We start from the raw sequence: 24,464 nt of genomic DNA on the forward strand, positions 1-24,464 counted from the left end.
AGAGGGGGTCGTCTGTGCAGACATTATTTTGTGGGGATCCCTCAGCCCACAGGGAGAGAGAGTAGAAATCAGCGGATCACCTCATAAATGGCCGTCTGGATGGACTGCCATTTTTTGTTGCTGGCATCCGGCTGCGACTGGGCCCGGCGTGTCGCCATGTCGAGATCGTGCTGCTGGCGTTTCACCACCGCAGGCACGGTGCAAAACGCTTTCAGATACTCTTTCCTTACGGAAGTCAGGGACTCGCCGTTCGCCATGGCGTGGCTGAGCGTGTTAATAAAGCGACGACATGGCTTCTCTTCCACCATGTTCTGCCGGTAGCGCAACATCACCTCCAGCACGTCGTCATAACCTGCCGACATCGCCTCTTCGGTCCAGGAGAGCTTCCAGTCCATTCCACCCTGCAAAAAGAGCTGCGCCACGCGGGTATCGTTGCGGTTGATGGCCGAACGGAAATTATTCTCGTCCCAGGTGACGCCCATCCGCGTGAGTGTTTCACGCGAGGAAGGGGTCTCGCGCATTTCCTGTGGCGGTGCCGCTTCGGCGGCTTTGGCGACGGCAGGTTGCGGTTTGCTGCTGGTCACCAGCCAGAAGCCCCCCGCCACGATGGCAATCACCATGACGCCAACCGCCCCCCATAACACACCGGAAATGAGCTGTTCGCGTTGTTCCGGGGTACGCGGCGCGCGCTGCGTCGGCTTTTCAATGGTGTCTCGGACTTCAAACAGATCCCCGCCCGTGACCCGATCCATTTTCTGGGCCTTTTCCCAGAACGTATGCAATTCGCTGGCATCCACCGCCATGAATCCGGCCGGATTGACGCGGGTTCTCCCCTCCTCAAACGCCCGCTGAACCGGCCGCGAGATCTGCGTGTAGTAGCTATCCAGCAGCTGAATTTGCGCCGAACTTAACGCTTTCTGTACGGTAAGATGGTTGCGGATTTGCCGAATGTCGTCGAGGAAAGTTTGTAGGGTTTTTCGCGGCTCCACCAGAAGCGTAAGCATGGCGGGGTCGTTAAACAGTGAGGCGTAGTAGCGGCTGAACTCTTTTTTATCCACCAGCATCTGCGCCAGTTCACTGAACATCATGCCGCTCAGGACATCGTTAATCTCGCCCAGTTTCAGCCAGCGTCTGACGCGGTCAGCGTTAAACAGCGTCTTGAGATGGTTGTTGAGGCGCACCGGATCGGGCCAGGCATGCTGAATAAGCCCTTTTAACATCAGCTCTATCGCACGCACCTGTTTTTGCGCCTGCTGCTGCTGAAGTTCGCTGCCCGGTGCCAGCTCCGTGCTGTAGGTCAACAGCGGCTGCTGCAGGCGGAGATGTTCCAGCGCGGTCACAAATCGCATCGCCGCAATCAGCTGGTTTTCACTCACATCCTGCCCGCTTTCATACTGCGGCACCCGCTGCTGTAACAGGCGCAGCTGGAGGGTAAATTCCGACATCTCGGCATCATTCAGGTTGAGCTTCTTCGCCACGGCACCCCAGCCGCCCTGGGCTAAGCGCGCGCTGTCGAGCTGCTCCAGAAACCAGCGTGGATCTTTACCCTCCGAAGCATGTACATTCAGAAGAAGCAAAATTTCCACCGACGCATGGCGAATGACTGCCAGACAGTGTTCGAACTGTTCGCGAATATGATGTGATGTGCTGAGAGTCATTATTTTCCTTAAGTGACAACGAAGACATCCGAATGGGCACGTGAAGGCCGTTTTTCTTTTTATTTATACGAGGTTAACCATACCTGACTTTCTGTTTAAATAAAGTGACAACCCTAAAATCATTTAAAAATGTCAGGAGAATCTGAATGCCGGTTTTAATTACCCCTCGCCTTCACTATTCGCCCCTGAAGGAACAGGACTGGCCCTTTTTTCTGGCGTTACAGCAACATCCCGACGTTATGCGCTTTGTGGCGGAAGACCGCCCCGTCGCGGACATCCGCGCCGCGTTTGAGGCCCGCCTGACGCCCTGGACGCCGGGCAGCGCGCACTGGCTGTGTCTCGTCGTCCGTGATGCCCTCACCCGGGTTCCGCTGGGCGTCACCGGCTATATTCATCGGGAGGAGGATTGCGCAGAAGTCGGTTTTCTTTTCGCACCCGAGGCGCAGGGAAAAGGCTACGGCTTCGAATCCCTGCAGGCGCTCTGCCGCTATGCCTTTGAAGAGGGCGGCATACGCCGACTCACCGCCACCGTTACCGCCGGGAATGTCGCCTCAAGACGTCTGCTGGAAAAAGCCCGGTTTCGCCTCGAAGGCGAATTACGCGAGAGCTATTACCTGGCGGGGCGCTGGCAGAATGACTGGTTATTTGGTTTATTACGGCAGGAATATCTGAACAACAATTCCTGATCAACAGCCATTTGGCGGATATTTATCGTAAATCGTTTCCTCTACAGTGTCGCCTCTTGAGAGGAAACGAATATGAACGGTCTTACGCTGGAAATATCTTCTGCCGCCATTGAATTAATAAAAAAGCATCAGGGGCTTTCTCTGGAGAAATATCGTGACGAACATGGATTATGGGTTATCGGCTACGGCCACGTTATCCGCGATCGGGAGCAGTTTCACGGTCCTGTCACTCCGCTGGAGGCCGACGCGCTGCTTCACGAGGACATTCGCTTGTGCGAGGCGCTGCTGCGGGAAAATGTGACACGTCCATTAACCCAACAGCAGCATGACACGCTGGTGATGATGATGTTCAGCTTCGGAGAGATACCTTCGCTGCCGGAAGCGATTTTTCAGGCCGTCGCCCGGGTGTAGTACATCGCAGCCTGAGTTCTGTTTTTAACGTCCAGCCGCCGGAAAAGCGCCTCCAGATGCGCTTTTACCGTGGCCGCACTGATGTTGAGGTTGCGCCCAATCTCTTTGTTTGACTCCCCCGCCGCCAGCAGTTTCAGCACTTCGCGCTGGCGTTCACTTAATGCCAGTAACGCCTGTGGCGACGACGGCTTTCTGACCCACTCTCCGGGAAAGCAGACCATCCCTCTGGACACCGAGTCCAGTACGGCGGAAAAGCGCTCGGGGCTGGCAGTGCGGGGAATAATGGCCATGATGTTTCGCTGGCGCAATTGTTCAACCCATCTGGCCTCTTTTTTCGCCAGAACCATGATCACGCGTATCGTCGGCAAGCGATGCAGGATGTCATCCAGCACACCACATCCCTCATCCTGAATTAAATTACCGTCAATCAGGACAATAGCAGACGGCGACGCGGACATCTGCGCCCATAAATCTTCTGCCTGACAGGTTCCAGTGATATTTATTTCCGGAATTAACGTCCGCAGACTGTGTATCGCTCCATGAATAAATAGTGACTGCCTGTCAAACATGATTACTCGCATCGTTTTTCTCCCTCTGAGAATAGCGAAGGGGGATTCTACAGAGGGGGGATTTGAGAAAAAACTCAATGAACGGAGCGGTTACAAAATCGCCAGGGGTATTTATATCTGCCGTATCCTGACACACTTTACTTAAGGATTTCCTTAAGGGGGTCCGTCCCCTTAAGGCGGCGTATTACAGGAACATCCCGCCAGACACTTCAATACGTTGTGCATTCATCCAGCCCAGTTTATCGCTCAGCAGCGCCGCAATGGCATCGCCAATATCATCGGGCAGGCCAACCCGGCCCAGCGCCGTTTGCGAAGCCAACGTCTGATTCAGCTGGGCGTTGTCGCGCACACTTCCGCCACCAAAATCCGTCTCGATCGCCCCTGGCGCAATGATATTGACGGAGATCCCCCGCGCCCCCAACTCTTTCGCCTGATAGCGGGTGAGCACTTCCATCGCCCCTTTCATCGCCGCATAGGTTCCGGCCCCTGGCTGAGTAAAACGAGCCAGCCCGCTGGAGACGTTGAGGATCCGCCCGCCATCGTTCAGCAAGGGCAGAAGACGCTGGGTCAGGAAAAACGGTCCTTTAAAGTGGATATTCAACGCCTCATCGAACTGGGCTTCCGTCGTCTCGGCATACGGCGTGAATAAACCCGTTCCGGCATTGTTTAATAAATAATCAAAACGTTCACGCTGCCAGACAGACTTAAGGATTTGCTGTAACTGCAGGGCAAACGCGTCGAAACTGGCGATATCCCCGACGTTGAGCTGCAATGCCGCCGCGTTGACCCCTTTTTCCTGAATTTCGCGCACAACATCCAGTGCGTCCTGCTGATTGCGATGGTAAGTCAGGATAATTCCTGTTCCGTCTGCTGCCAGCTTCAGGGCGGCGTTTTTACCCAGACCGCGGCTACCACCAGTCACTAATGCGATACGTTCAGTCATCATAAACCTCGTTTTGGCTGTTAGGGAGATTGAGAAAGAGCTTATTAGGTGATAGAAGATCAATAAAGACAGCAAAGAACGCTTCACTGTTTCATCTGCAACAACAATGAGCGGCAGCTATGGATAAAATTCACGCAATGCAGTTGTTTGTTCGCGTCGCGGAACTGGAGAGTTTTTCCCGCGCGGCAGAAACGTTAACGCTGCCGAAAGGCAGCGTTTCACGACAAATTCAGGCCCTGGAAAACCGGCTTGGCACCCAGCTTTTGCACCGCACCACGCGCCGCGTCAGCCTGACGCAGGACGGCATGGTCTATTACGAACGGGCAAAAGATCTGCTGGCGAACCTCGATGAACTGGACGGTATGTTTCAGCACGATCCCTCCAGCATCAGCGGACGGCTGCGCGTGGATATGCCCGTCGGCGTTGCACGAAATTTAGTCATCCCTAAACTGCCGACATTTCTGCAGCAGTACCCGGGTATCGAACTGGAGCTTAGCAGCAGCGATCGGCTGGTGGATGTGATCCGTGAAGGGTTTGACTGCGTGGTGCGTGTGGGCACGCTGAAGGATTCGGGGCTGATCGCCCGTCCGCTGGGCAAGCTGTCGGTGATTAACTGCGCCAGCCCGGATTATCTGGCGCGTTTCGGCTATCCGGAAACGCTGGATGATTTAGGCTCCCATGCGGTGATTCACTACGCTGCGATGCTGGGAACCCGCCCGCAGGGCTTTGAGTTTTATAACGGCAGTAGCACCCAGTGGATTAAAACGGGCGGGGTATTAACCGTTAACAGTACAGAAACCTACCAGGCGGCCTGTCTGGCCGGGCTGGGGATTATTCAGGTCCCGCGCGTCGGGGTGCGTGATTCTCTGCGGGCGAAGAAGCTTATCGAGATCCTCCCGCAGTACCGGGCTGAACCGATGCCGGTCTCGCTGATTTATCCCCACCGCCGCAACCTCTCCCGCCGTGTACATCTGTTTATGGAGTGGCTTACTGAACTCACAAAAGCTTACGTGGATTAGTCGCAAGCTATAATTCAATAACATCCAGCCAAACGAAAAGGAAAAGACGCGTGACGCCGGAAAACAACCCGCAACGACCCACCCAACAATTAGAGTATGATCCCATCAGGAAGATGGAAACCGGGCCAGAAGAGGCCAAAGCACCTGGCACCGTCAGCAAGGCGCTGGGAACCGTCACCGGCATCGCCGCAAGAATCCAGCAGTTTCCCATGGTGGCGCATCTGATACGCGCAACTGAGCGTTTTAATGACCGCATGGGGAACCAGTTTGGTGCCGCCATCACCTATTTTTCCTTCCTGTCGATGATTCCGATCCTGATGGTGTCGTTTGCGGCGGCCGGGTTTGTGCTCGCCTCACACCCGACGCTGCTGCAGGATATCTTCACGAAGATCCTGAATAACGTCAGTGACCCGACCCTGGCCAGCACGCTTAAAAGCACCATCAATACCGCTGTTCAGCAGCGTACCACGGTCGGCATCGTCGGTTTGCTGATCGCCCTTTACTCCGGCGTAAACTGGATGGGCAACCTGCGCGAGGCCATTCGCGCTCAGTCGCGCGATGTCTGGGAGCGTAAGCCGCAGGATCAGGAGAAGATTTGGGTGAAGTATCTCCGCGACTTTGTTTCGCTGATTGGCCTGCTGGTCGCACTCATCGTGACGCTCTCCATTACCTCGGTGGCGGGCTCGGCGCAGCAGATGATTATCTCCGCGCTCTATCTTGATTATATCGAATGGCTGAAACCCGCCTGGCGTGGCATTGGGCTGGCCATCTCCATCTTCGCCAACTACCTGCTGTTCTTCTGGATCTTCTGGCGTTTGCCGCGCCATCGCCCGCGTAAGAAGGCGCTGATCCGCGGCACGTTGATTGCGGCGATCGGCTTTGAAGTCATCAAAATTGTGATGACTTACACCCTGCCATCGCTGGTGAAATCCCCGTCTGGCGCGGCGTTTGGCTCGGTGCTGGGCCTGATGGCGTTCTTCTATTTCTTCGCCCGTCTGACCTTGTTCTGTGCAGCGTGGATTGCCACCGCCGAGTATAAAGATGACCCGCGGATGCCGGGAAAAACGCACCGCTAACCCTTCTTCCGGGCTGAAATTTCAGCCCGATTCATCATTTCAGCATATAAATCCAGACCGTAACTTTTATTTAACCAAAAACCAGTGTTATTGACTGATATTTAAAAACTGTGAAGCATTTCATAGACGTGATTTGGCTGGTCTGAAAATTATCCGCTTTTTGTTGCTTTTATCACCAGCCCGCGGCTTTGTTACAGATTGAAATGTCGCTTTTGCTGTGCGTAATATGGCCTTTCGTTCGACAAAAATAAGAAAATATTATGCAAGCAACAGCCACCACACTCGACTCAGGAACGGAAAACGTTCCGGTAAACTCGCGCAATAAAGTCGTCGTCGCCTCGCTGATTGGCACCGCCATTGAGTTCTTCGACTTCTATATTTACGCCACCGCCGCGGTTATCGTCTTCCCGCATATTTTCTTCCCGCAGGGAGACCCGACGGCGGCCACGCTACAGTCTCTGGCGACCTTTGCCATCGCGTTTGTGGCGCGTCCGATTGGCTCGGCGCTGTTTGGACACTTTGGCGATCGCATTGGACGTAAAGTGACGCTGGTGGCCTCGCTGCTGACGATGGGGATCTCCACCGTCGCCATCGGCCTGCTGCCGACCTATGAGACCATCGGCATTCTGGCGCCGGTCCTGCTGGCGCTGGCACGTTTTGGTCAGGGTCTGGGCCTGGGCGGTGAATGGGGTGGCGCGGCGCTGCTGGCGACCGAGAACGCTCCGGCGCGTAAACGCGCGCTGTATGGCTCCTTCCCGCAGCTTGGCGCACCGATTGGCTTCTTCTTTGCGAACGGGACGTTCCTGCTGCTCTCCTGGCTGCTGACGGATGAACAGTTCATGAGCTGGGGCTGGCGTATCCCGTTTGTGTTCTCCGCCGTACTGGTGCTGATTGGCCTGTATGTCCGCGTCTCTCTGCACGAAACGCCGGTGTTCGCGAAAGTCGCCGCGGCGAAAAAACAGGTGAAAGTGCCGCTGGGTACACTGCTGACTAAACACGTCCGCGTGACCGTGCTGGGCACGTTTATCATGCTGGCCACCTACACGCTGTTCTACATCATGACGGTTTACTCCATGACTTTCAGTACCGCCGCCGCGCCGGTTGGGCTGGGGCTGCCGCGTAACGAAGTGCTGTGGATGCTGATGATGGCGGTCATTGGGTTTGGCGTGATGGTACCGATTGCGGGTCTGCTGGCGGATAAGTTTGGTCGCCGTGCGAGCATGATTACGATCACCACGCTCATTATTCTGTTTGCCCTGTTTGTCTTCCCGCCGCTGCTGGGCTCAGGTAGTCCGGCGCTGGTGATGGCCTACCTGCTGATTGGCCTGAGCCTGATGGGGCTGACCTTCGGTCCGATGGGCGCGCTGCTGCCGGAGCTGTTCCCGACGGAAGTGCGTTATACCGGCGCGTCGTTCTCCTATAACGTCTCGTCTATTCTGGGCGCGTCCGTTGCGCCATATATCGCCACCTGGCTGCAGGCGAATTATGGCCTGTTCTATGTGGGCGTCTATCTTGCGGCCATGGCGGCGCTGACGCTGATTGCGCTGCTGCTGACCCACGAGACTAAGCATCAGGCTTTGTAAGCTAATGCCGGGTGGCGGCTCCGCCTTACCCGGCCTACAGAATCTGTCATTGACTGCGGCCTGATGCCCTCACCCCGACCCTCTCCCACAGGGAGAGGGAGAACGGGAGCTACTTCTTCATCTGCGACAAAATATTCCGGCACTGATTCGCTTCCCCTTCTGACGGTGAAATCAACGCCAGCAGCGCTGCGGCTGGGGTGACCAGCGTCGCGAGGGCTGCGGCCACCGCGCCGCGTGCAATCAACGGTCCGGGCTTCACCCCCGCCTGCGGGTTTTTGAAAGTGCCGCGCACATACAGCGGCGAACGCAAGGTGATGATACGGATCCCCTTACTTTCCGGGTCAATGGTCAAATCAAGCTGCTCCGAGGCCATGCTGGCGGTGCCGGTCACGTTGATCACCGCGTTTTCCGTGTCAAAGGCAAAAATCTGCGGACGCGCCACGCCGTTCACCAGGTCCAGGTTGGCCGCCGCACAGTTCACCCGCACCTCATCGTCACCGAAGATTTGCCCGATGATATAGTTCCCGACGTTCAGCCCGAGGATCTCCATCAGGTTGCGGCTCACCAGCCCGTCGTTCATCAGCAGCTTGAGGTTACCGTTACTGCTTCCCAGCAGCGCCGCCACGGAGTTCCCCACGCCGCGTATGTCGGCATCGCCATTCATTTCACCGAGGGTTTTCTGCATCAGCTCCACATCGGGCATCAGCTCTTTCAGCTTGAGCCTGCGGGCCTGAATATCGGCTCGCCCCTGCATCGGCTTTTTATCGCCTTCGAGGTGAATGTTCGACGAGATGGTCCCACCCGCCATACCAAACTTCAGCGGCTGCAGGCGCAGGTCAGCATTTTTAAGGAGGATATGGGTCGAAAGATTGCTGATTGGCAGCGTGCTGCCGTGCTCAATTTTTCTGCCTTTGAAACGCACGTCCGCGTCCATCACATCCCACTTATCCGTCTCAAAGCGGTCATAGGGCAGTACTTTCCCGGCTGGCTGGAGATCTTTCTTCACCTCTTTTGACTTCGTCCCTTTGCCGGAATCGACGCCGATCAGCGGACCCAGGTCGGCGAGTCGCAGCTGACGGGACTCGACATCCCCCTCCAGTTTGGGGCGCGGTTTCCCGGTGGTGTAGGTCAGCGAACCGTGGATGTCGCTGTCGCCGATGCGGCCGTTAAAATCCCGGTAGTTAAAAACAGAGGACTTTTCGCTGTCGATTTTGGCGACCAGGTGCCCGTCCGTTTCGAACGGCGGGGTATCCGGGAGCAGTACGCCGGTCAGTTCATACAACTCACCCAGCGAATCACCGGCAAATTTGAGCTGAAGATCGACGCCGCCCATATTCATCGGGTCGTTGACCGTCCCCACAAACGCCACACGGGTGTTCCCGGAGCGGAAATCCGCCTGCACCGGGAACGGCGTACCCTCACTGCGGAGCGCCAGCATACCGCCCATTTTGCCTTTTCCGCTCAGCGGCTGGCCGTTGTAGCGCTCTTTTGCCGTCAGGCCGAAGACGTAATCCCCTACGCTTGCGGTGTCGCCTTTGGCTTTCGTGCCCGTCACCTCGCTAAAGGGCAGCGGCTTGCCAAGCGGATCTACCAGGATCTCCACATCCGCCTTGCTGACTTTATCGTCGATGGCGATCCGTCCGCGATCGAAGAGAATATTGTCGAGACGGAATGACCAGGACGAGGGCCGGGCATGCGGATCTTTTTCGCCGTCGCTGGCAAGGTTAAAGGTCCAGTTGTTGTTTTTTTCAGAGAGACGGATCAGGCGCGCATCGGGCTGCTGCAGCTTGATCCACGGCAAATAGACCGTTTTGGTGAAGAGCGCGAGCGGAGCCAGCGTAGCTTCAACGCGAGGGAGGTGAACCATGGTCACTTCCGGGATATCGGGCGGGTTGCCGAGAATGATGTCATCGGCGTGGACATGTGGCCAGGGGATCCAGCTTCGCCAGCCGGGCTCCTCCTTCTGACGCTCCCACACTACCCCTAAATCACCGCGTATAGCGAAGGGGCGATTCAGCTCGGTTGAGACTTTCTGGTTGATGGTCGGCTTAAGGCGGTTCCAGTCAAACGTCGCAATAATGATGACGACGACCACAATCAACAACAAGAAAATCCCTGCGGTCCAGGAGATTACCCTGGTTGTTTTCGTCATTTTTATCCCCTTTCCTGATGACCTGTCCTGTAAAACTATAGTCCAGACAAAGGGAAGCGGGCTTATCAGAGGGTCGTTATCACGCTATCGAGGCGATCCATGGGTACCGGGCGAGAGAGGAAATAGCCTTGCGCCGCCGCGGCGGGAGAGTTTTGCACATCACGCCACTCTTCCAGGGTTTCCACACCTTCAACAATCACGCCCTGGCAATAGCGGTTCATCAGCTGTAATAACAGCGTAAACAGATTCCGCCCTTCCGGGGTCTGGCGCAGCATAATAAACAGATCGCGAGCCACTTTAATGTAGTCGTAGCGCACTTCACTCAGGGCGGAGAAGTTCGCCATGCCGGTGCCAAAATCATCCAGCCACAGCGGGCCAAATTCGCACATCGACGCAAACGAGGAGTCCTGCGGCAGGCGGACATGCTCCACCAGCTCAAAGCGCATCCACGGCAGGGTGGCGATCAGCTCCTGCAATTTCGCATTCTGACGCAGCGCCAGCAGAGTCGGGCCATCAACGTTGACCGAGGCGAGGATATCGTGCTGCTCGAAAAAGGTCTGCTTCGTCGCCAGCATTCGGAGCTGCTCTTCCAGCACATCCAGACGCTGGCGAACGGCCACTTCGGCAAAGTAGCGATCCGGTGCAATACGCTGAGTAGGGTTTGAGGGGTGCGTCACCACGGTCAATATTTCAATGGCCATCAGTCGGCCATCCGTTCGGTAGATCGGCTGATAGGTGTACGCGCGCTCACATTGCAGCCAGTAGCGATGCTCCTGCAAGTTCTCAATACTTGCCTCAGGCGTAGTGCTCAGCCGCTGGATAACCTGCTCTGACTTCATTTCAGATGTCCTGTTGTTGGGATGGCCTTTCTGGACTCGTCACAGGATTATCGGCGCGGCAATTGAGAACTTTATGTTCAATTAACCCGGAAAATGAAATTAAGATGACAGCAATGAGCAGGAACACGCGCTGGCTCAAATAAAATAATGGAACGTTGTTTTAATATAGTTGACCTGTTAATTCACCCAGCGCACACTAGCGAAAATTACTCTGTTCAGGTTCACGACTATGTCTAAAAAAATTGCCGTGATTGGCGAATGCATGATTGAGCTGTCCCAAAAAGGCGCGGACGTCAGCCGCGGATTTGGTGGCGATACGTTAAACACCGCCGTTTATATTGCCCGTCAGGTTGCGCCTGAGGCGCTCACCGTGAACTACGTTACCGCCCTGGGGACGGACAGCTTCAGCCAGCAGATGCTGGAGGCCTGGCAGAGTGAACATATTGATACCTCACTGATCCAGCGTATGGAAAACCGCCTGCCGGGTTTGTATTACATTGAGACCGACGAGACCGGCGAGCGCACGTTCTACTACTGGCGAAATGAAGCCGCGGCGAAATACTGGCTGGAGAGCGACGGCGCCGCCGCCCTTTGCGAAACGCTGGCGACGTTTGACTACCTCTATCTGAGCGGGATTAGCCTGGCTATTCTGAGCCCGTCCAGCCGCGAAAAACTACTGTCGTTGCTGCGCGAGTGCCGCGCCAACGGCGGGAAGGTGATTTTCGATAACAACTACCGTCCACGCCTGTGGACCAGCCGCGAAGAGACGCAGCAGGTCTATCAGCAGATGCTGCAATGCACCGACATCGCCTTCCTGACCCTCGACGATGAAGACGCCCTGTGGGGAGAAAAACCGGTAGAGGACGTGATTGCGCGCACGCAGGCGGCGGGCGTGAATGAAGTGGTGATTAAGCGCGGTGCGGAGTCGTGTCTGGTGGCGATCACGGGGGAAGCGGTGGTTGACGTCCCGGCGGTGAAGCTTGCCAGAGAGAACGTGATTGATACCACGGCGGCGGGTGATTCATTCAGCGCGGGGTATCTGGCGGTGCGTCTGACGGGCGGCACGCCGGAAGCGGCAGCACAGCGTGGGCACCTGACGGCCAGCACCGTCATTCAGTATCGCGGGGCGATTATTCCGCGTGAGGCGATGCCTGCCCCTCACCCTAACCCTCTCCCCAAAGGGGAGAGGGAACGATGAACACCCTCTCCCCTTTGGGGAGAGGGCCGGGGTGAGGGGATTACTGCCCCTGCGGAATATCCGTCGCATCCGGGTGTAAATCATCCGCCGTCGCGGCCTGCGCTGGCTGCGGCGCGGTAGCCATAATGGAATCCCAGGTTGTCTGCAGTTCCTTCATGTCATATTCCGGCTCGCCTTTCGGTTGCAGGAGGATCAACGCCATATCCTGCGACAGCTGCTGACGGAGGTCCTGATTGAGCATCTCGACGGTCAGACCGTTCAGGAAGTCCTGACGAAGCTTCTGGTACTGTTCCGGCGCAATGTCCACCACCTGGTTCTGCAGAGAGCGAATACGCTGGCTGATCAGAATGTCGGTATCGGCGCGAGCGTAAGTCGCAAACAGCTTCTGCAGCTCCAGTTTTTTCTGCGCCACGAGAGCATTGAACTCCTCTTCAGGAAGCCCCTCTTTACGCACTTTTGCCAGCTCTTTCGCGACCACGCCCAGATTTGCATTCAGCTTGTCGCCCGGTGATTCAACGTTAATGGCGCATTGCGCACGCTGGAACAGCACGCGGCAGTCAAAGCCAAGACCGATATTCTTCACGTTGTTCTTACTGAGCGTCTGCTGAACATGCCAGAACAGCGCTTCTCGGGCCAGATCGGCACGCCAGTAGCGCAACAGCGCCGCGGACTCACGGATGGGCTGCCAGGCGTTATCCCACATCACGGAGAGTCTGTCCTGACGCACGGTGTCCGTCATGATGCTGACAGGCTCTGCACGCAGCGGAGAGAGAGTCGGCACCGGGGCCGGTGATTCACGCTTGCCTTTCAAATCGCCAAACGCTTTGTTGATCTGCTCAACCACTGCGCGGCTGTCCACGTTACCCACCACGATCAGCGTCATCGCGTCCGGGGTGTACCATTTCTGGTAGAAGGATTTAACCTGTTCGACGTCTACCGGCTGTTTCAGCGGTTCAGCCGGATCGTGCCCCAGTAATGCGGAACCTTTCAGGCGGTAACGCCACCAGCCCTCTTTGGTATCACCAGGCCAGGTCGCCACCATGTCGCTGTTGCTCAACGCATAGTTGACGGTGTCCGGCGTAATCGCCAGATTGCCAGAGGCATCGGAGAGATAAGTGAGGGCTTCTTTAAGCAGATCGTTACGGTTATTAGGCAGGCTCAGGTTAAACATGGTGTAGTCATACGAGACAACAGCCGGTGGGAGTGGGCGTTTCGGATCGATGGCCTGTTGCCAAAGCGAACGCACCTGAACAGCCTGCAAGCTGCCGCTCTGAGTAAGCGCCAGCCGGGGAATAAAATGGCTAAAACCGGTTTGCTGAGTGCTTTCCGTAAGGGAACCGGTATTAATGGACAGACGGATTTCAATACGATCGCTGGGACGCTGCGGCGTGGCTAACACCTGCCACTGAAAACCGTTCGCTAATGTTCCTTGTTGCCAGGCCGGGTCTGGCTGGAGCGCATCTGCCTGCACATAACTGGCTGCTGCCATCATCAGCAAACCGCCGGTTAAGAGTCGAATTTTTGTGCCCTGCATGTGAACCCCTGATCAACATTCCTGGTTAAAAAAGAGTGCCTCGCGACGCGCCTCACTCTTAAAGATGACGATGAAAACACGTCGATTAGACCGCGCATTCGGCAAAACGTCACGGTCAGAAGTGAAATATACCCAAAAAAATCTTGTCGAATTATGACAGGTACGAACAGTTATTATGCGCAGGAGCCCGCATCCCGACAAGGGAATACGGGCATTTGTGACAAGATTAAGAGGATAAACCAGGATTTTTGCTGTCCGATGAACGATTGTTCAGGGTATCGTCGAGCTTTTTGTGATCCAGCTCTTTGACCCATTTCGCCACTACCACCGTAGCCACGCCGTTACCCACCAGGTTGGTCAGGGCACGCGCCTCTGACATGAAGCGGTCAATCCCGAGAATCAACGCCAGACCCGCCACCGGCAGGTGACCCACCGCGGAAATCGTCGCCGCCAGCACGATAAAGCCACTGCCCGTCACGCCAGCCGCCCCTTTAGAAGAGAGCAGGAGCACCACCAGCAGGGTAATCTGATGGACAATATCCATATGGCTGTTGGTCGCCTGGGCGATAAACACCGCTGCCATCGTCAGGTAGATCGAGGTGCCATCCAGGTTGAAAGAGTAACCCGTCGGGATCACCAGCCCCACCACCGATTTACGGCATCCCAGTTTTTCCATCTTATCGAGCATACGCGGCAGCGCCGATTCTGAAGAGGAGGTCCCCAGAACAATCAGCAGCTCTTCGCGGATGTAACGGATAAATTTGAAGATGTTGAAACCTGTCGCACGGGCGATGGAGCCCAGGACCACCACCACGAAAAGGATACAGGTGATATAGAAGCAGATAATCAGCTGCCCCAGTTGCACCAGCGTACCGACGCCGTACTTACCGATGGTGAAGGCCATCGCACCGAAGGCCCCAATCGGCGCCAGACGCATGATCATATTGATGATGCCGAAGATCACCTGCGAGAAACTTTCAATGACGTTAAAGATGAGCTGGCCTTTGCTGCCCAGACGGTGGAGGGCAAAACCAAACAGCACGGCGAAGAGCAGGACCTGCAGGATATTACCGCTGGCAAACGCGCCAATTACGCTGCCAGGAATGACGTCCAGCAGGAAGGCGACCACACCCTGATCCTTCGCCTGCTCGGCGTAAACCGCGACGGCTTTCGCATCCAGCGTCGACGGGTCGACGTTCATACCCGCGCCTGGCTGCACCACGTTGACGATGATCAGACCAATAATCAGCGCCAGCGTACTGACCACTTCAAAATAGAGCAGCGCTACGGCACCGGTACGGCCAACCGCCTTCATGCTTTCCATGCCCGCGATGCCCGTCACGACCGTACAGAAGATCACCGGGGCGATGACCATTTTGATGAGCTTAACGAACGCGTCGCCAAGCGGTTTCATTTGTGCGCCCAGTTCAGGGTAATAGTGACCCAGCAGAATACCGATGGCGATGGCTGTCAGGACCTGGAAATAAAGACTTTTGAAGAGTGAGGTTTTCATAAGGTGTCCTTGGGAAGAAAAACCACAGGTTTTGTAAGGTTATGGTTAACCTGCGGCTTTAAAATAACACCCACATAACAGGACAGAAATAAACTCAGTTCAAATTTGAAACACAAATGTTAAGAACTTTGAGCTGGCTCGCACAAGCCAGCAACAAAATTACACTTTTGCGTGATGGCCAGCGCCAGAAAGGTAACGTTCTTCAAAGACATCCGCGGGAACCGCTGGGGCAAAAAGGAAACCCTGCCCACTCTCCACGCCCGCCTCAGCCAGCCAGCTGCGTTGCGCTTCGGTTTCAATCCCCTCCGCAATAAGATGCAGGTTGAGACTGCGCGCCATATGGATAATCGCCTGCACCATGCTGCTGTCGCCCGGCAGACCGTCGACAAACGCTTTGTCAATTTTCAGCACATCCACCGGCAGGGTTTTCATGTGCTGAAGCTGACGCAGCCCGGCGTAACCCATGCCAAAATCATCCAGCGCAATGCGAATGCCGGCATGACGCAGCGGCTTCAGAATGGCGACGGCTTCATTGGGGTCGTCTATATGCCGACTCTCTGTCACTTCCAGGGTCAGGGTATCCGGTTTGATGCGGTAACGGTGGATAAGCTCCAGCATCTCTGAAACCATGGTCGGGTGCTTCAGCTGCAGGGCGGACAAATTGACCGACAGCGGCAACGTCACGCCGCGCTCCTGCCAGGCGGCAAGCTGACGGCAGGTCTCTTCCAGCACCCAGTATCCGATAGTTACCATCAGACCGCAGGATTCAATGCGCTCAATCAGTCCTTCCGGTAACTCCCATGAGCCATCCGGCTGTTTCATCCGCAATAGCGCCTCGGCGCTTTTCACGTCTCCCGTGTGCAAATCCACCTGCGGCTGGAGCCAGAGGGCAAACTGGCGGTTATCCAGCGCGGTCAGAATATCGCTCTCTTCCGTCAGGCGCTGCTGCGCCTTTTCCATCTGCTCCGGGTCGAAGAACTGGATCTGGTTTTTGCCTTTGCGACGGGCGGTGAACGCCGCCGAAAAGGCGCGGCGATAAAGCTGTTCCGCGGTCAGATCGCCATAGTACATGGCAATTCCGATGCTGGCGCTCGGACGAAGCTGGATACCCTGAATGGGGAGCCGCTCATTAATGACAGTGAGTACTTGCTGACCTAATGTGATTGCATGCCACGGCTCTTTCACCCCGTTTGCAATCACCACCAGGTCATACCCGCTCACCTGGGTCAGCACCATGCGTGGCGCAAGCACAGATTTCACCTTTTCCACCAGGGTAAGCAGCAGCATCTCGCGCTGGCTCTCCTTGAGCACGCCCGCCGTGTCCTGCAGGGTTTCACAGGCGATGACCATCAACGCCGTAGTCTGCTGGCGAGCGACGGTCTGCTCCAGCATTGCCATCAGAAACGCTTTATTGGGGAGCTCCGACACCGGGAAGCGGGTGGCGCTACTGTTCAGTTCATCCTGCTGACGCTGGATGCGTTGCTGGTTAAGGTTGTAGCTACGCACCAGCATGCCGATCTCATCGTCATGATGAAGGCGCGGCAGCTCAAGCTGATGGCCCATCTGGTCCTGTGGGGAAAGGGTGTTCAGCTCCCGGGCGATACGCCGCAGCGGATGCACGATCAGCCGGTTAATGCACCAGGTCAGCGCCACGCTGAGGATCAGCGTCATAAGTAAGCAAGTGGTCACTAACGTGACAAACCAGCTCATGACGAATTTATACATGCGGTACGAGTCCGCCTGCAGGACGAGATAGGCTAGCGGCTGCGGGTTGGCAGGACGCTCAAGCGAGTAAATGGGGAGCGAGATTTGTACCGGCAGTTCAAACAGGCGCATCACCATCATCGGGACAGGACGCTCAGGGATAAAGCTCATCCGCAGCGCCTGGAACTGGTTAGGCAGCACCACGTCTGCGCGGCTGACTACGCCTGCAGGCTGGATGCGTTTTAAAATGGTTTCCGCTTCGGGAATATCGCCTTTCAGGATCGAGGCTGAGAGCGGGCCGCGCACCGAGCGGGCAATACTTTCTAATTGCGAAGCCGTGTTATAGCGATTCTGCTGCACGGAATGAAACAGCAAAATTACGCAAAATAGCAGTACAAACAGCATTGTGACGGCAGACACCATCGCCATCTGTTTGATCGTTAAGGAACGGCTGACACGCAAAATGACTCTCCACAGAACTCGAAGCGCAGGGCGCACCAGGGTGTAAACCTGGCGCGCCTGAGTATACCCGATTGCTGCACTTTTAAGAGAGACTTACAAATGGATTAAGTAAAATCCGATTACCAGTCCGCGTAAGGAATGAGCGGCTGCGGCGGTAAGTCCATATCACCCTGCCAGCCTGCGGCAGAGTAGCGTACGTACAGCAGCGCATGGCTTGGGGTATAGTCTTTTGCTTCCTGAATATCCACGCCCAGGCCAACAAACCAGTTGGAGGTCACCCGACGTTCGATAATGGCCCGCGCGGTATAACCGGTGCCTGAAGAGCTGCTGCCGGTTTCCATCGCCCCCCGGTCGGTATAGCGGCCAGGTTCATCGGTTGGAATAAGACTCTGGTCCGGGTAGCGCAGCTCGTCATTGGTTTTGGAGTGCGACCAGGAGACAGATCCCCCCAGTTCCCAGGACCAGTTCTCCGTGCGTTTACGCCAGGTCACCGGCAGGGCGAAGGAGACATACTCCTGCGGGCTGTAATAACCGCCCTGGCCCAGAGTATAGCCACTCAGATCTTTGTCGTAGTGCCACAGCATGTTAGAGACACCGACGGTAAGCCGCTCATTGTTTTTATTAATGAGCTTGTAGTAGTAACCGGTCATCCAGCGCACGCGCCAGTTATCCTCCACATTTTTACCCGTCAGCGTCTCCGCATTCAGGCTTGACCAGATGCCGTTCGCCTCGCCTTTGTCGTAGCTTATACTCACCCCACCGCCGGTGGCGCGCACGCCGCCCCAGGTAGTGCCGGTGTTGGTATCTTTTTGCCCGGCGAAGGCCAGCAGAGAGCTGGAAATCGGCCGACGATGGGCGTTAACAGTGTAGCCCACGGGACCCAGGTCGCTGCTGTAGCTTACCCCACCGACCACATCGACCACCTCGAAGCCCATCGGCGTGGTACCGATATCCCATGCCCAGGTTTTGTTCTGCCAGCCGACGGCAACGCTCGCGCCATTGTCTGACTGATGCGTGTTGCCGCTACACGGCGTTTCGGCACAGGTCCCCCACTTGGGATCGTAGGTGCCGTTACGGGTAGCAAACGAACCGGCATCCATATTGACCAGATCGCTGCGGAAGAACATCCGTCCGTCCGAGAGCGGGGCATCAACCTGCAGCATGGTGGTATGCGCTTTCAGGTCGGAGTAGCCCCCCGTCCCGCTGGAGCCCCAGTAATCATGCTGCAGCGTGACGTTAACATCCTGCTGACGGTACAAATCTCCGGCATCGCTACGCACGCCGCGCTTCAGCCAGTCATCTTTTTCATCGTTACGCGTCAGGCGCGTAAAGCTGTCATTATCCGCCGGACGGGTGGTGGTGATGCCAGAGGAGACCATGGCATCTTTATAGGTCTCCAGCGCCTGCTGAGGCTGGCCGTTTTGCGCCTGAAAACGTGCCGCATCACGCAGCACCAGCGCGTTTTCCATCGACGCTGGCTGTGATTTAGCCTGCGGAATGATTTTGTTGAAGGTCTGTTCTGCAGCTGCGGCGTCACCCAGACCCGCCTGCGCCATCGCGATCCGGCGCTGCATATTGAGCGACAGCGGCTGGCCATTTTGCGCAGCGGGTAGCTTCGCCAGCTCCGCGCGGGCGGCATCCTTGTTACCTTGCGCGCTGTAAATTTCGGTCAGACCGAGGATCGCGTCTTCGTTCTGCGGCTCACGCTGCAGGACGGCGTTGTAGGTCGTTTTCGCCGAGTCCAGATCGCCACGCTGCTGTGCCCAGTCCGCCAGCGTGAGATCGATGCGGGTGGAGGCTGGCTGCTGGCGAAGCAGGTTTTCCGCCTCCTGCTCTTTGCCGCTGTCGCGCAGGCGGTTGGCGGTTTCCAGCACCTGATTGCTTTGCAGACGGTCGGCAAGCTCCTGGATATTGCCGTTCCACTGGCTGCGCGGCAGCGTGTCCAGATGCGCCAGCGCGGCCCGGTCCTGATCGTTTCCGGAAAGATAGAGCCCGTTGGCATACACCTGATCCGGATCGGTGGGTTTCTGGCGGGCAAGCTGACGCATCAGGGTATCCGCCTGGCTGCGCTGGCCGGCGCTGTAGAGATCGCGGGACAAACGGTAGGTTATCCACACGTCGCCCGGAGAGAGCGCCAGACGACGGCGCTGAATGTCGGCAGCCTGCGCGTATTTCCCCTGGTTCTCCAGCTGTTCTGCCTCGGCGGAGAGCTGCTCGTTGGTCAGGCTGCGTTCAATATCATCAATGCTGCGACGCTGGCTGGCGGAGAGAGACTGGATAAATTGCGACGCCTTCTCCGGCGACTGCGCGCGGTAGATATTGGCCAGCCCACGAACCGCATTGCTGTTGCCGCTGTCCATACGCAGCGCCTGGCGATAATAGCGCTCTGCTGCAGCGTTATCTTTACGCGCCGCCGCGGCATCTCCCAGCCCCAGCACCGCATAACTGTCGGTATTGTCGATATTGCGCGCCTGCTGATAGTAGCGTTCCGCCTGCGCCGGGTTATTCGCCTTCAGCGCCGCATCGCCCTGCTGGATCAGCAGCCAGTAACGGTTAACCTTCAACAGGCTGTCCCATTTGCCGCGGTTATCACTCTGCGGGTCGAGGGCGATCGCCTTTTCAAACTGGGCCACCGCGCGAGCGCGGTCGCCTTTCTGTGAGTATGCCTGGCCCAGCGCGCCAACGGCTTCACTGTCGGCATGGTTTGCGCTGACCGCCTTTTGCAGATCCGCCACCGCCTTATCCCCCTGCCCGGCATCCACCGCCGCCAGGCCTTGTGCTTTCGCACGGAAAGTCGGATCGGCGAGCTGTTTCTGCTGCGCTTCAAGCTGTGAACGTGCTGCCGTTACGCTCTCGCCTTCACTGAACACGCTCAGGTATTTTTGCAGCGCAGTGACGCTGGCGTTGCTGACAGGCTGGTCTTTGATCTGCTCATACCACATATCCGACGCCTGGCTGCGCCCATTGGTGGAACGGGCCATCTCCTGCAGCACCGCAAAGCCTTCATCACGACGTCCGGTCTGGAACAGCAGTTGAGCCAGCGTGGACTGCAGCTGGGTATTACCCGGACTGCTGCTGTTAATTTTCTTCAGCTGGTTAATGGCCGCATTGCGGCGGGCGGGATCTTTCGCCACCACATTCCAGTACTCTGTCGCCACGTCGCCACCCGGTGGGTTGCCGTCGAACAGCTTGTCATAGGCGGCAATGGCCTCCTGCGTATGTCCCGTTGTGGCGAGTAATCGCGCCTGCTGTAACTGCTGACGGCCATCCGGGGTGGACAGCAGCATGGTGTTGCGAGAGGACTGATACGCACTGGAACCCGGCGCGATCCCTTTCAGACGATCCAGCTCTTTTTGCGCACCGGCATTATCGCCCTGACGCAGCAGGTAGCGAAAGCGCGCGGCAATCACGTCAGGGTTGTTTGGGTCGATTAGCTCAAGACGATAGAGCGACTGACGCACCAAATCCTCACGCTGTGTCGATTCGCCCAGCCGAACCTGCTCCAGCAGCTGTTGCTGCTGCGGGGAGTTGGCGGCCTGGGCCCACGGCATCAGCGCCAGGCCAAGCGATAAACTGAGTAGATTTACTGTGAACTTGCGCATTCCTGGCCCCAATCCGGTATTAATTCACCTTTAGCGGTGAAGCGAAAACGATGCTGATCCCATCCTTGTCCAAAGAGAGTCAGTACATAGCTGTAATAGGCGTTGTTATCGGGAAAATGGTCTGCCACGCGCTGGCGTTGAACCGCCTGGGCATCACGCTGTTGTAAAAAAGGCAGCATGGCGGCGGAGAACCCCACCGGGCCATTTCCCGTCGGTTTTCCACTCGCGACATCCACTTTCTCCGGCGGGAGACCCTGTCTGGTCGTCATGGCCGCCATTGGCTGGAAGCGCGTCAGCAGCCGGGCTTTCTGAGGATCTTTATCACTCATCATCCCTACCCAGAGATAAACACGGATGGCATCGTAGCCGCCCACCAGCGATTTATCCTGCTGCAGGTGCCAGCCTCTGTTTTTCTGATACTGCACCCAGTCCGGCGCAAACCCTTTCGGCGCACTCTCCATCAGCAGGCGCAGATTGGTTTCACGAAGCTGGGTCCACGGCGCACCAAAGCGGGTGAAGTAACGCGCGAGTTGCGGAGGAAGATAGCTGGGGTTAAAGCGCCAGGCGTGTTCATCGACAAAACCGACTTTTCCCGGGAGCAGCATTGCGCCGAGCCCCGGTACCTTCACCACTTCCTCGCTGGCAATCCGTTTAAGCAGTGCCTTACCCGTGCGGGTATAGTCCGGCTGTTTCCACAGCCGGCCTGCTTCGAGCAGTGACCAGGCGATCCAGACATCGGCGTCGGAGGCGGAATTGTTATCAATCACCGCCCAGCTCGCGTTGTCTTTCTGGCCCCATAGCCAGGCCGGCAAACGATCGTCGAGATTGCCGCTGGCAAGATTATCGCGCGTCCATCTCAGCAGCTGGTCAAACGCGTTGCGATCGTTCGCCGCCAGGGCAAAGAACAGGGCGTAGCTTTGTCCTTCCGAAGTCGTAATTTTGCGCGTGTCACTGGGATCAATGACACGCCCACCCTCGCTGATGTAATCCTTTTTAAACTGCTCCCAGGCAGGCCAGGTACAGGCGGCGCGAAGAGGGAGCGCCGCCAGCATCAACGCGGCGAATGCACACCAGCGAACGGCGTTCATCACATCTTACTCATCCGGGTTCAGACGACGACGACTGATGATGCGCAGCAGACGCCACAGCACCCAGGCCAGCAAGACCACACTGACCGCCGCCAGGATAGCCAGCAGAACCGGATGGTTAGACAGCGCATACCACAGGCGTTCGAACCACGGCAGATGGCCGACGTAGTACACATCACCAACACGCAGGCTATTCACGCCCGACTCACGGATGACGGAGACGGAACCGAACATTGCAGCACGTTTACCGCTGTCGTTCATGGCCGTATTGAGCAGTTCATACCCGCGCGGGCTATCTGCCAGCAGAGCCACCACGCTACGCTGGTCGTTGTAAGGTGACTGGAAGCCCACCACCGCGGCCATTGCCCCCTGAGACGTTACGGTCGTCTGCGCGCTGGCCTGACGGTCGTTAACATCCGGCATAATGCTCGGGAATTCAGTCTGGCGCAGCGGCGTGTTGACCCAGGACTGGGCCGCTTTCACCAGCAGATCGATGCGTTTGTCATCCTTCAGCTTGTCCGGAATGGTACCGATTACCATGATATCCGCGTCTTTGTTCTGAATCTGGCTACCATCATCCGTCAACGTGACGTTAATCGCCGGTAATCCTGTCTGACCACCCACGGTTGCCATGGTGTCCAGCAGGGTAGTCACCTGCCCTTCGTTTGGCGTTTTTGGCATCACAACAATGGATTCAGAGAGATCGGCCATACGGCTGAACGGGAAGCCCGCATTGGCAAAGGCGCGCAGATCCGGCATCGCCAGGAAGTGATAGTACTTCGAGAAGTCGATGGTCGACTCATCGCCAATCACCACGTGGTTCTGAACCGGCTGGAAGGTAATGCAGTTTTCCACCGAGCCGCCAGGCATCGGGTTCATGTACTGGAAATCAAAGCGCAGCTGGTTGATCGCGCCAAGCTTCAGCGCCGGGATCGAGACATCCGTTTTACCGTCCAGCAGCCCCTGCAACACCGGCAGGCGAAGCATCAGGCGGTTGGTATCCTGCGTGCTTTGCAGGCTGAACGACTGCAGGAACTGGTTGTTCAGGCTGATATCCATGCGCGAGCTGTCTTTCGTGGCTGGCGCGGTGTAACGGTAGTTGAGGTTGATATCAATGCCGTTGGTACGCAGCAGGTACAGATCCGGCGGCAGATTCAGTGACAGGCTGATCGGCGCAGGCTCAAGCCCCGTCGCCTGCAGCTGTTCTTCATAGGTTTTCAGCTCGCCAAAGGTGACCGCACGGTCGGTACGCACCCAGTTTGGCGCATCATAAGGTTTACGCGCCAGCAGCGGCTTGACCTCATCCACCACCACGCTGTTGCCACGGAACAGGATGTTGCCCTGGGCAATCGCTTTTGCTGCCTGAACCAGATCTTTATCGTCACGACCAAAGACCACCAGCAGCTTCACGTACGGATTGTCCGGGTGGCTCATCATCTCTACGGTCGGCGCTTTAACGTCCGGGTGATCGCGCAGGAAGGCCGGACGTTTCGCGTTGGTCGCAAAGACAATCGCATTTCGGTCCGGCAGTTTGTCATACATCGCCGGGAAGCTCTGGCCACGCCAGCCCGCACGAGAACCAAACCAGGACGCCACAATGGTGGCCGCCAGCTGTTCCGTGACGTCCGGAGACGCCGCAAACACCACCGGCAGGGTGAGCGGACGGTTATCCCGAGGATCAAAGAACGGAACCGGGAAAGCCGAGAGATCGTTTTTCAGCGCCAGCGACTGGTAGGTCATCTGCAGCGAGGAGTTACGCCCGACGTCCATCCACAGCGTGTTGCTGGCAGGGTTTTCGCAGACATCGCGGTAGTGACCGACAAACTCCAGGCGGATACGGTTAAAGTCGGTGATGAACAGTGGGTTGATTGGCACCTGAACCTGCGTTTTCTTACCCAGTTGCTCTTTCGTGACCGGCAGAACGTCCATCAGCTCATCATTCAGGTAGACCTTCAGCTGAGACTGCGTCGGCAACAGTGATGGCGACGGCGTATATTCAAGATTCAGCACCGCATTAGAGACGACCTCGTCGCTGCGCATGCCAAATTCAATGCCGCCGTTCGGGTTGATACCGCGCAGCACCATGCTGCCCGGAGGCGGCGCAATCTGTGCGAAGGTGAGCTTCACGTCCCGTGACGGGGCATTCTCCGCGACGACAGGGGCATTCGCTCCCCGGACGCCCGGCATCACCTGTCCGACGACCTGGCTGCCTGCCGGCAGGGTGTTCCCCTCCGTTGGCTGGTTCGGAATGATGTTTTCTGTCTGGCCGGGTGCCGCAGTGACAACCGGATCGGTTGCCTGCGCGACGACAGGCACCGTTGGCGCAGGCGTTGCCGCTGCGTTATCAGGAGCTGCGTTAGCCATTGTTGCGGGGAGGGTACTCATCCCCATTGCCACTGCACATAACCAGGAAAGTTTTGTTTTCAT

Annotated in this window: 17 protein-coding genes; 6 read left to right on the plus strand and 11 right to left on the minus strand. The window is 56.9% G+C overall.

Annotation, left to right across the window (positions count from 1 at the left end; all coding sequences use genetic code 11):
- Positions 1 to 68 precede the first annotated feature (68 nt).
- The gene (locus tag LDK53_RS14560) at positions 69 to 1,658 is read right to left on the minus strand and encodes an STY4199 family HEPN domain-containing protein (RefSeq protein ID WP_225287455.1); all 1,590 of its coding nucleotides are present in this window, start codon (positions 1,656 to 1,658) and stop codon (positions 69 to 71) included.
- Between the two features lie 146 nt (positions 1,659 to 1,804).
- Between LDK53_RS14560 and LDK53_RS14565 the strand changes: the two genes are divergently transcribed.
- Positions 1,805 to 2,344, plus strand: a complete 540-nt coding sequence (locus LDK53_RS14565; protein ID WP_225287456.1) for a GNAT family N-acetyltransferase — start codon at positions 1,805 to 1,807, stop codon at positions 2,342 to 2,344.
- Between the two features lie 72 nt (positions 2,345 to 2,416).
- A complete protein-coding gene (locus LDK53_RS14570) occupies positions 2,417 to 2,755 on the plus strand; it encodes a lysozyme (RefSeq protein ID WP_045286581.1) in 339 nt (112 codons plus the stop codon).
- Here LDK53_RS14570 and LDK53_RS14575 read toward each other — a convergent pair.
- A complete protein-coding gene (locus tag LDK53_RS14575) occupies positions 2,734 to 3,336 on the minus strand; it encodes a helix-turn-helix transcriptional regulator (protein WP_025759436.1) in 603 nt (200 codons plus the stop codon). The two genes, LDK53_RS14570 and LDK53_RS14575, sit on opposite strands and share 22 nt — an antisense overlap.
- 172 nt (positions 3,337 to 3,508) lie before the next feature.
- A complete protein-coding gene (locus tag LDK53_RS14580) occupies positions 3,509 to 4,267 on the minus strand; it encodes an SDR family NAD(P)-dependent oxidoreductase (RefSeq protein WP_225287462.1) in 759 nt (252 codons plus the stop codon).
- Between the two features lie 119 nt (positions 4,268 to 4,386).
- On the opposite strand from LDK53_RS14580, the gene LDK53_RS14585 reads away from it, so the two are divergent.
- The 3 genes from LDK53_RS14585 to LDK53_RS14595 all read left to right on the plus strand — a co-directional run bounded on the left by LDK53_RS14585 (position 4,387) and on the right by LDK53_RS14595 (position 7,945).
- Positions 4,387 to 5,286 carry a LysR family transcriptional regulator gene (locus LDK53_RS14585; RefSeq protein WP_095452501.1) on the plus strand — a complete coding sequence of 300 codons (900 nt, stop codon included), beginning with the start codon at positions 4,387 to 4,389 and terminating at the stop codon, positions 5,284 to 5,286.
- Positions 5,287 to 5,336: 50 nt separating this feature from the next.
- Positions 5,337 to 6,362, plus strand: coding sequence for an inner membrane protein YhjD (yhjD, locus tag LDK53_RS14590; RefSeq protein WP_025759440.1), 1,026 nt, complete (start codon positions 5,337 to 5,339; stop codon positions 6,360 to 6,362).
- Positions 6,363 to 6,622: 260 nt separating this feature from the next.
- Positions 6,623 to 7,945, plus strand: a complete 1,323-nt coding sequence (locus LDK53_RS14595) for an MFS transporter (protein WP_045286580.1) — start codon at positions 6,623 to 6,625, stop codon at positions 7,943 to 7,945.
- A gap of 109 nt (positions 7,946 to 8,054) precedes the next feature.
- Here LDK53_RS14595 and LDK53_RS14600 read toward each other — a convergent pair whose 3' ends face one another.
- The gene (locus LDK53_RS14600) at positions 8,055 to 10,097 is read right to left on the minus strand and encodes an AsmA family protein (protein WP_225287457.1); all 2,043 of its coding nucleotides are present in this window, start codon (positions 10,095 to 10,097) and stop codon (positions 8,055 to 8,057) included.
- Between the two features lie 65 nt (positions 10,098 to 10,162).
- Entirely contained in the window at positions 10,163 to 10,936 is a 774-nt protein-coding gene (gene pdeH, locus LDK53_RS14605) for a cyclic-guanylate-specific phosphodiesterase (RefSeq protein WP_025759444.1), read from the minus strand.
- Between the two features lie 229 nt (positions 10,937 to 11,165).
- On the opposite strand from pdeH, the gene LDK53_RS14610 reads away from it, so the two are divergent.
- Positions 11,166 to 12,134, plus strand: a complete 969-nt coding sequence (locus LDK53_RS14610) for a sugar kinase (RefSeq protein ID WP_225287458.1) — start codon at positions 11,166 to 11,168, stop codon at positions 12,132 to 12,134.
- A gap of 40 nt (positions 12,135 to 12,174) precedes the next feature.
- Here the strand turns inward: LDK53_RS14610 and LDK53_RS14615 are convergent, their stop codons facing one another.
- From LDK53_RS14615 to bcsB, 6 genes are all read right to left on the minus strand, one after another.
- Positions 12,175 to 13,668, minus strand: a complete 1,494-nt coding sequence (locus tag LDK53_RS14615) for a M16 family metallopeptidase (RefSeq protein WP_045286577.1) — start codon at positions 13,666 to 13,668, stop codon at positions 12,175 to 12,177.
- A 226-nt stretch (positions 13,669 to 13,894) separates the two neighbouring features.
- Complete coding sequence (locus tag LDK53_RS14620) at positions 13,895 to 15,181, minus strand: dicarboxylate/amino acid:cation symporter (RefSeq protein ID WP_025759448.1); 1,287 nt, start codon at positions 15,179 to 15,181, stop codon at positions 13,895 to 13,897.
- A gap of 159 nt (positions 15,182 to 15,340) precedes the next feature.
- Positions 15,341 to 17,347, minus strand: a complete 2,007-nt coding sequence (gene hmsP, locus LDK53_RS14625; protein ID WP_025759449.1) for a biofilm formation regulator HmsP — start codon at positions 17,345 to 17,347, stop codon at positions 15,341 to 15,343.
- A gap of 119 nt (positions 17,348 to 17,466) precedes the next feature.
- Complete coding sequence (gene bcsC, locus LDK53_RS14630; RefSeq protein ID WP_225287459.1) at positions 17,467 to 20,949, minus strand: cellulose synthase complex outer membrane protein BcsC; 3,483 nt, start codon at positions 20,947 to 20,949, stop codon at positions 17,467 to 17,469.
- A complete protein-coding gene (bcsZ, locus tag LDK53_RS14635) occupies positions 20,931 to 22,037 on the minus strand; it encodes a cellulose synthase complex periplasmic endoglucanase BcsZ (RefSeq protein WP_225287463.1) in 1,107 nt (368 codons plus the stop codon). Before bcsZ ends, bcsC begins: the two co-directional genes overlap by 19 nt.
- A gap of 6 nt (positions 22,038 to 22,043) precedes the next feature.
- Positions 22,044 to 24,464, minus strand: coding sequence for a cellulose biosynthesis cyclic di-GMP-binding regulatory protein BcsB (bcsB, locus tag LDK53_RS14640; RefSeq protein WP_225287460.1), 2,421 nt, complete (start codon positions 24,462 to 24,464; stop codon positions 22,044 to 22,046).

The organism is Enterobacter sp. K16B, from assembly GCF_020216105.1.
In the GTDB taxonomy this organism is placed as follows: Bacteria; Pseudomonadota; Gammaproteobacteria; order Enterobacterales; family Enterobacteriaceae; genus Enterobacter; species Enterobacter sichuanensis.

What these genes read in the sequence shown, in the direction of transcription:
- LDK53_RS14565 (WP_225287456.1), top strand. Translation starts at nt 1,805, where the DNA reads ATGCCGGTTTTAATTACCCCTCGCCTTCACTATTCGCCCCTGAAGGAA.
- LDK53_RS14610 (WP_225287458.1), top strand. Translation starts at nt 11,166, where the DNA reads ATGTCTAAAAAAATTGCCGTGATTGGCGAATGCATGATTGAGCTGTCC.
- bcsZ (WP_225287463.1), bottom strand. Translation starts at nt 22,037, where the DNA reads ATGAACGCCGTTCGCTGGTGTGCATTCGCCGCGTTGATGCTGGCGGCG.
- LDK53_RS14580 (WP_225287462.1), bottom strand. Translation starts at nt 4,267, where the DNA reads ATGACTGAACGTATCGCATTAGTGACTGGTGGTAGCCGCGGTCTGGGT.
- bcsB (WP_225287460.1), bottom strand. Translation starts at nt 24,464, where the DNA reads ATGAAAACAAAACTTTCCTGGTTATGTGCAGTGGCAATGGGGATGAGT.
- LDK53_RS14570 (WP_045286581.1), top strand. Translation starts at nt 2,417, where the DNA reads ATGAACGGTCTTACGCTGGAAATATCTTCTGCCGCCATTGAATTAATA.
- LDK53_RS14620 (WP_025759448.1), bottom strand. Translation starts at nt 15,181, where the DNA reads ATGAAAACCTCACTCTTCAAAAGTCTTTATTTCCAGGTCCTGACAGCC.
- LDK53_RS14615 (WP_045286577.1), bottom strand. Translation starts at nt 13,668, where the DNA reads ATGCAGGGCACAAAAATTCGACTCTTAACCGGCGGTTTGCTGATGATG.
- LDK53_RS14575 (WP_025759436.1), bottom strand. Translation starts at nt 3,336, where the DNA reads ATGCGAGTAATCATGTTTGACAGGCAGTCACTATTTATTCATGGAGCG.
- LDK53_RS14600 (WP_225287457.1), bottom strand. Translation starts at nt 10,097, where the DNA reads ATGACGAAAACAACCAGGGTAATCTCCTGGACCGCAGGGATTTTCTTG.
- bcsC (WP_225287459.1), bottom strand. Translation starts at nt 20,949, where the DNA reads ATGCGCAAGTTCACAGTAAATCTACTCAGTTTATCGCTTGGCCTGGCG.
- pdeH (WP_025759444.1), bottom strand. Translation starts at nt 10,936, where the DNA reads ATGAAGTCAGAGCAGGTTATCCAGCGGCTGAGCACTACGCCTGAGGCA.
- LDK53_RS14595 (WP_045286580.1), top strand. Translation starts at nt 6,623, where the DNA reads ATGCAAGCAACAGCCACCACACTCGACTCAGGAACGGAAAACGTTCCG.
- LDK53_RS14585 (WP_095452501.1), top strand. Translation starts at nt 4,387, where the DNA reads ATGGATAAAATTCACGCAATGCAGTTGTTTGTTCGCGTCGCGGAACTG.
- LDK53_RS14560 (WP_225287455.1), bottom strand. Translation starts at nt 1,658, where the DNA reads ATGACTCTCAGCACATCACATCATATTCGCGAACAGTTCGAACACTGT.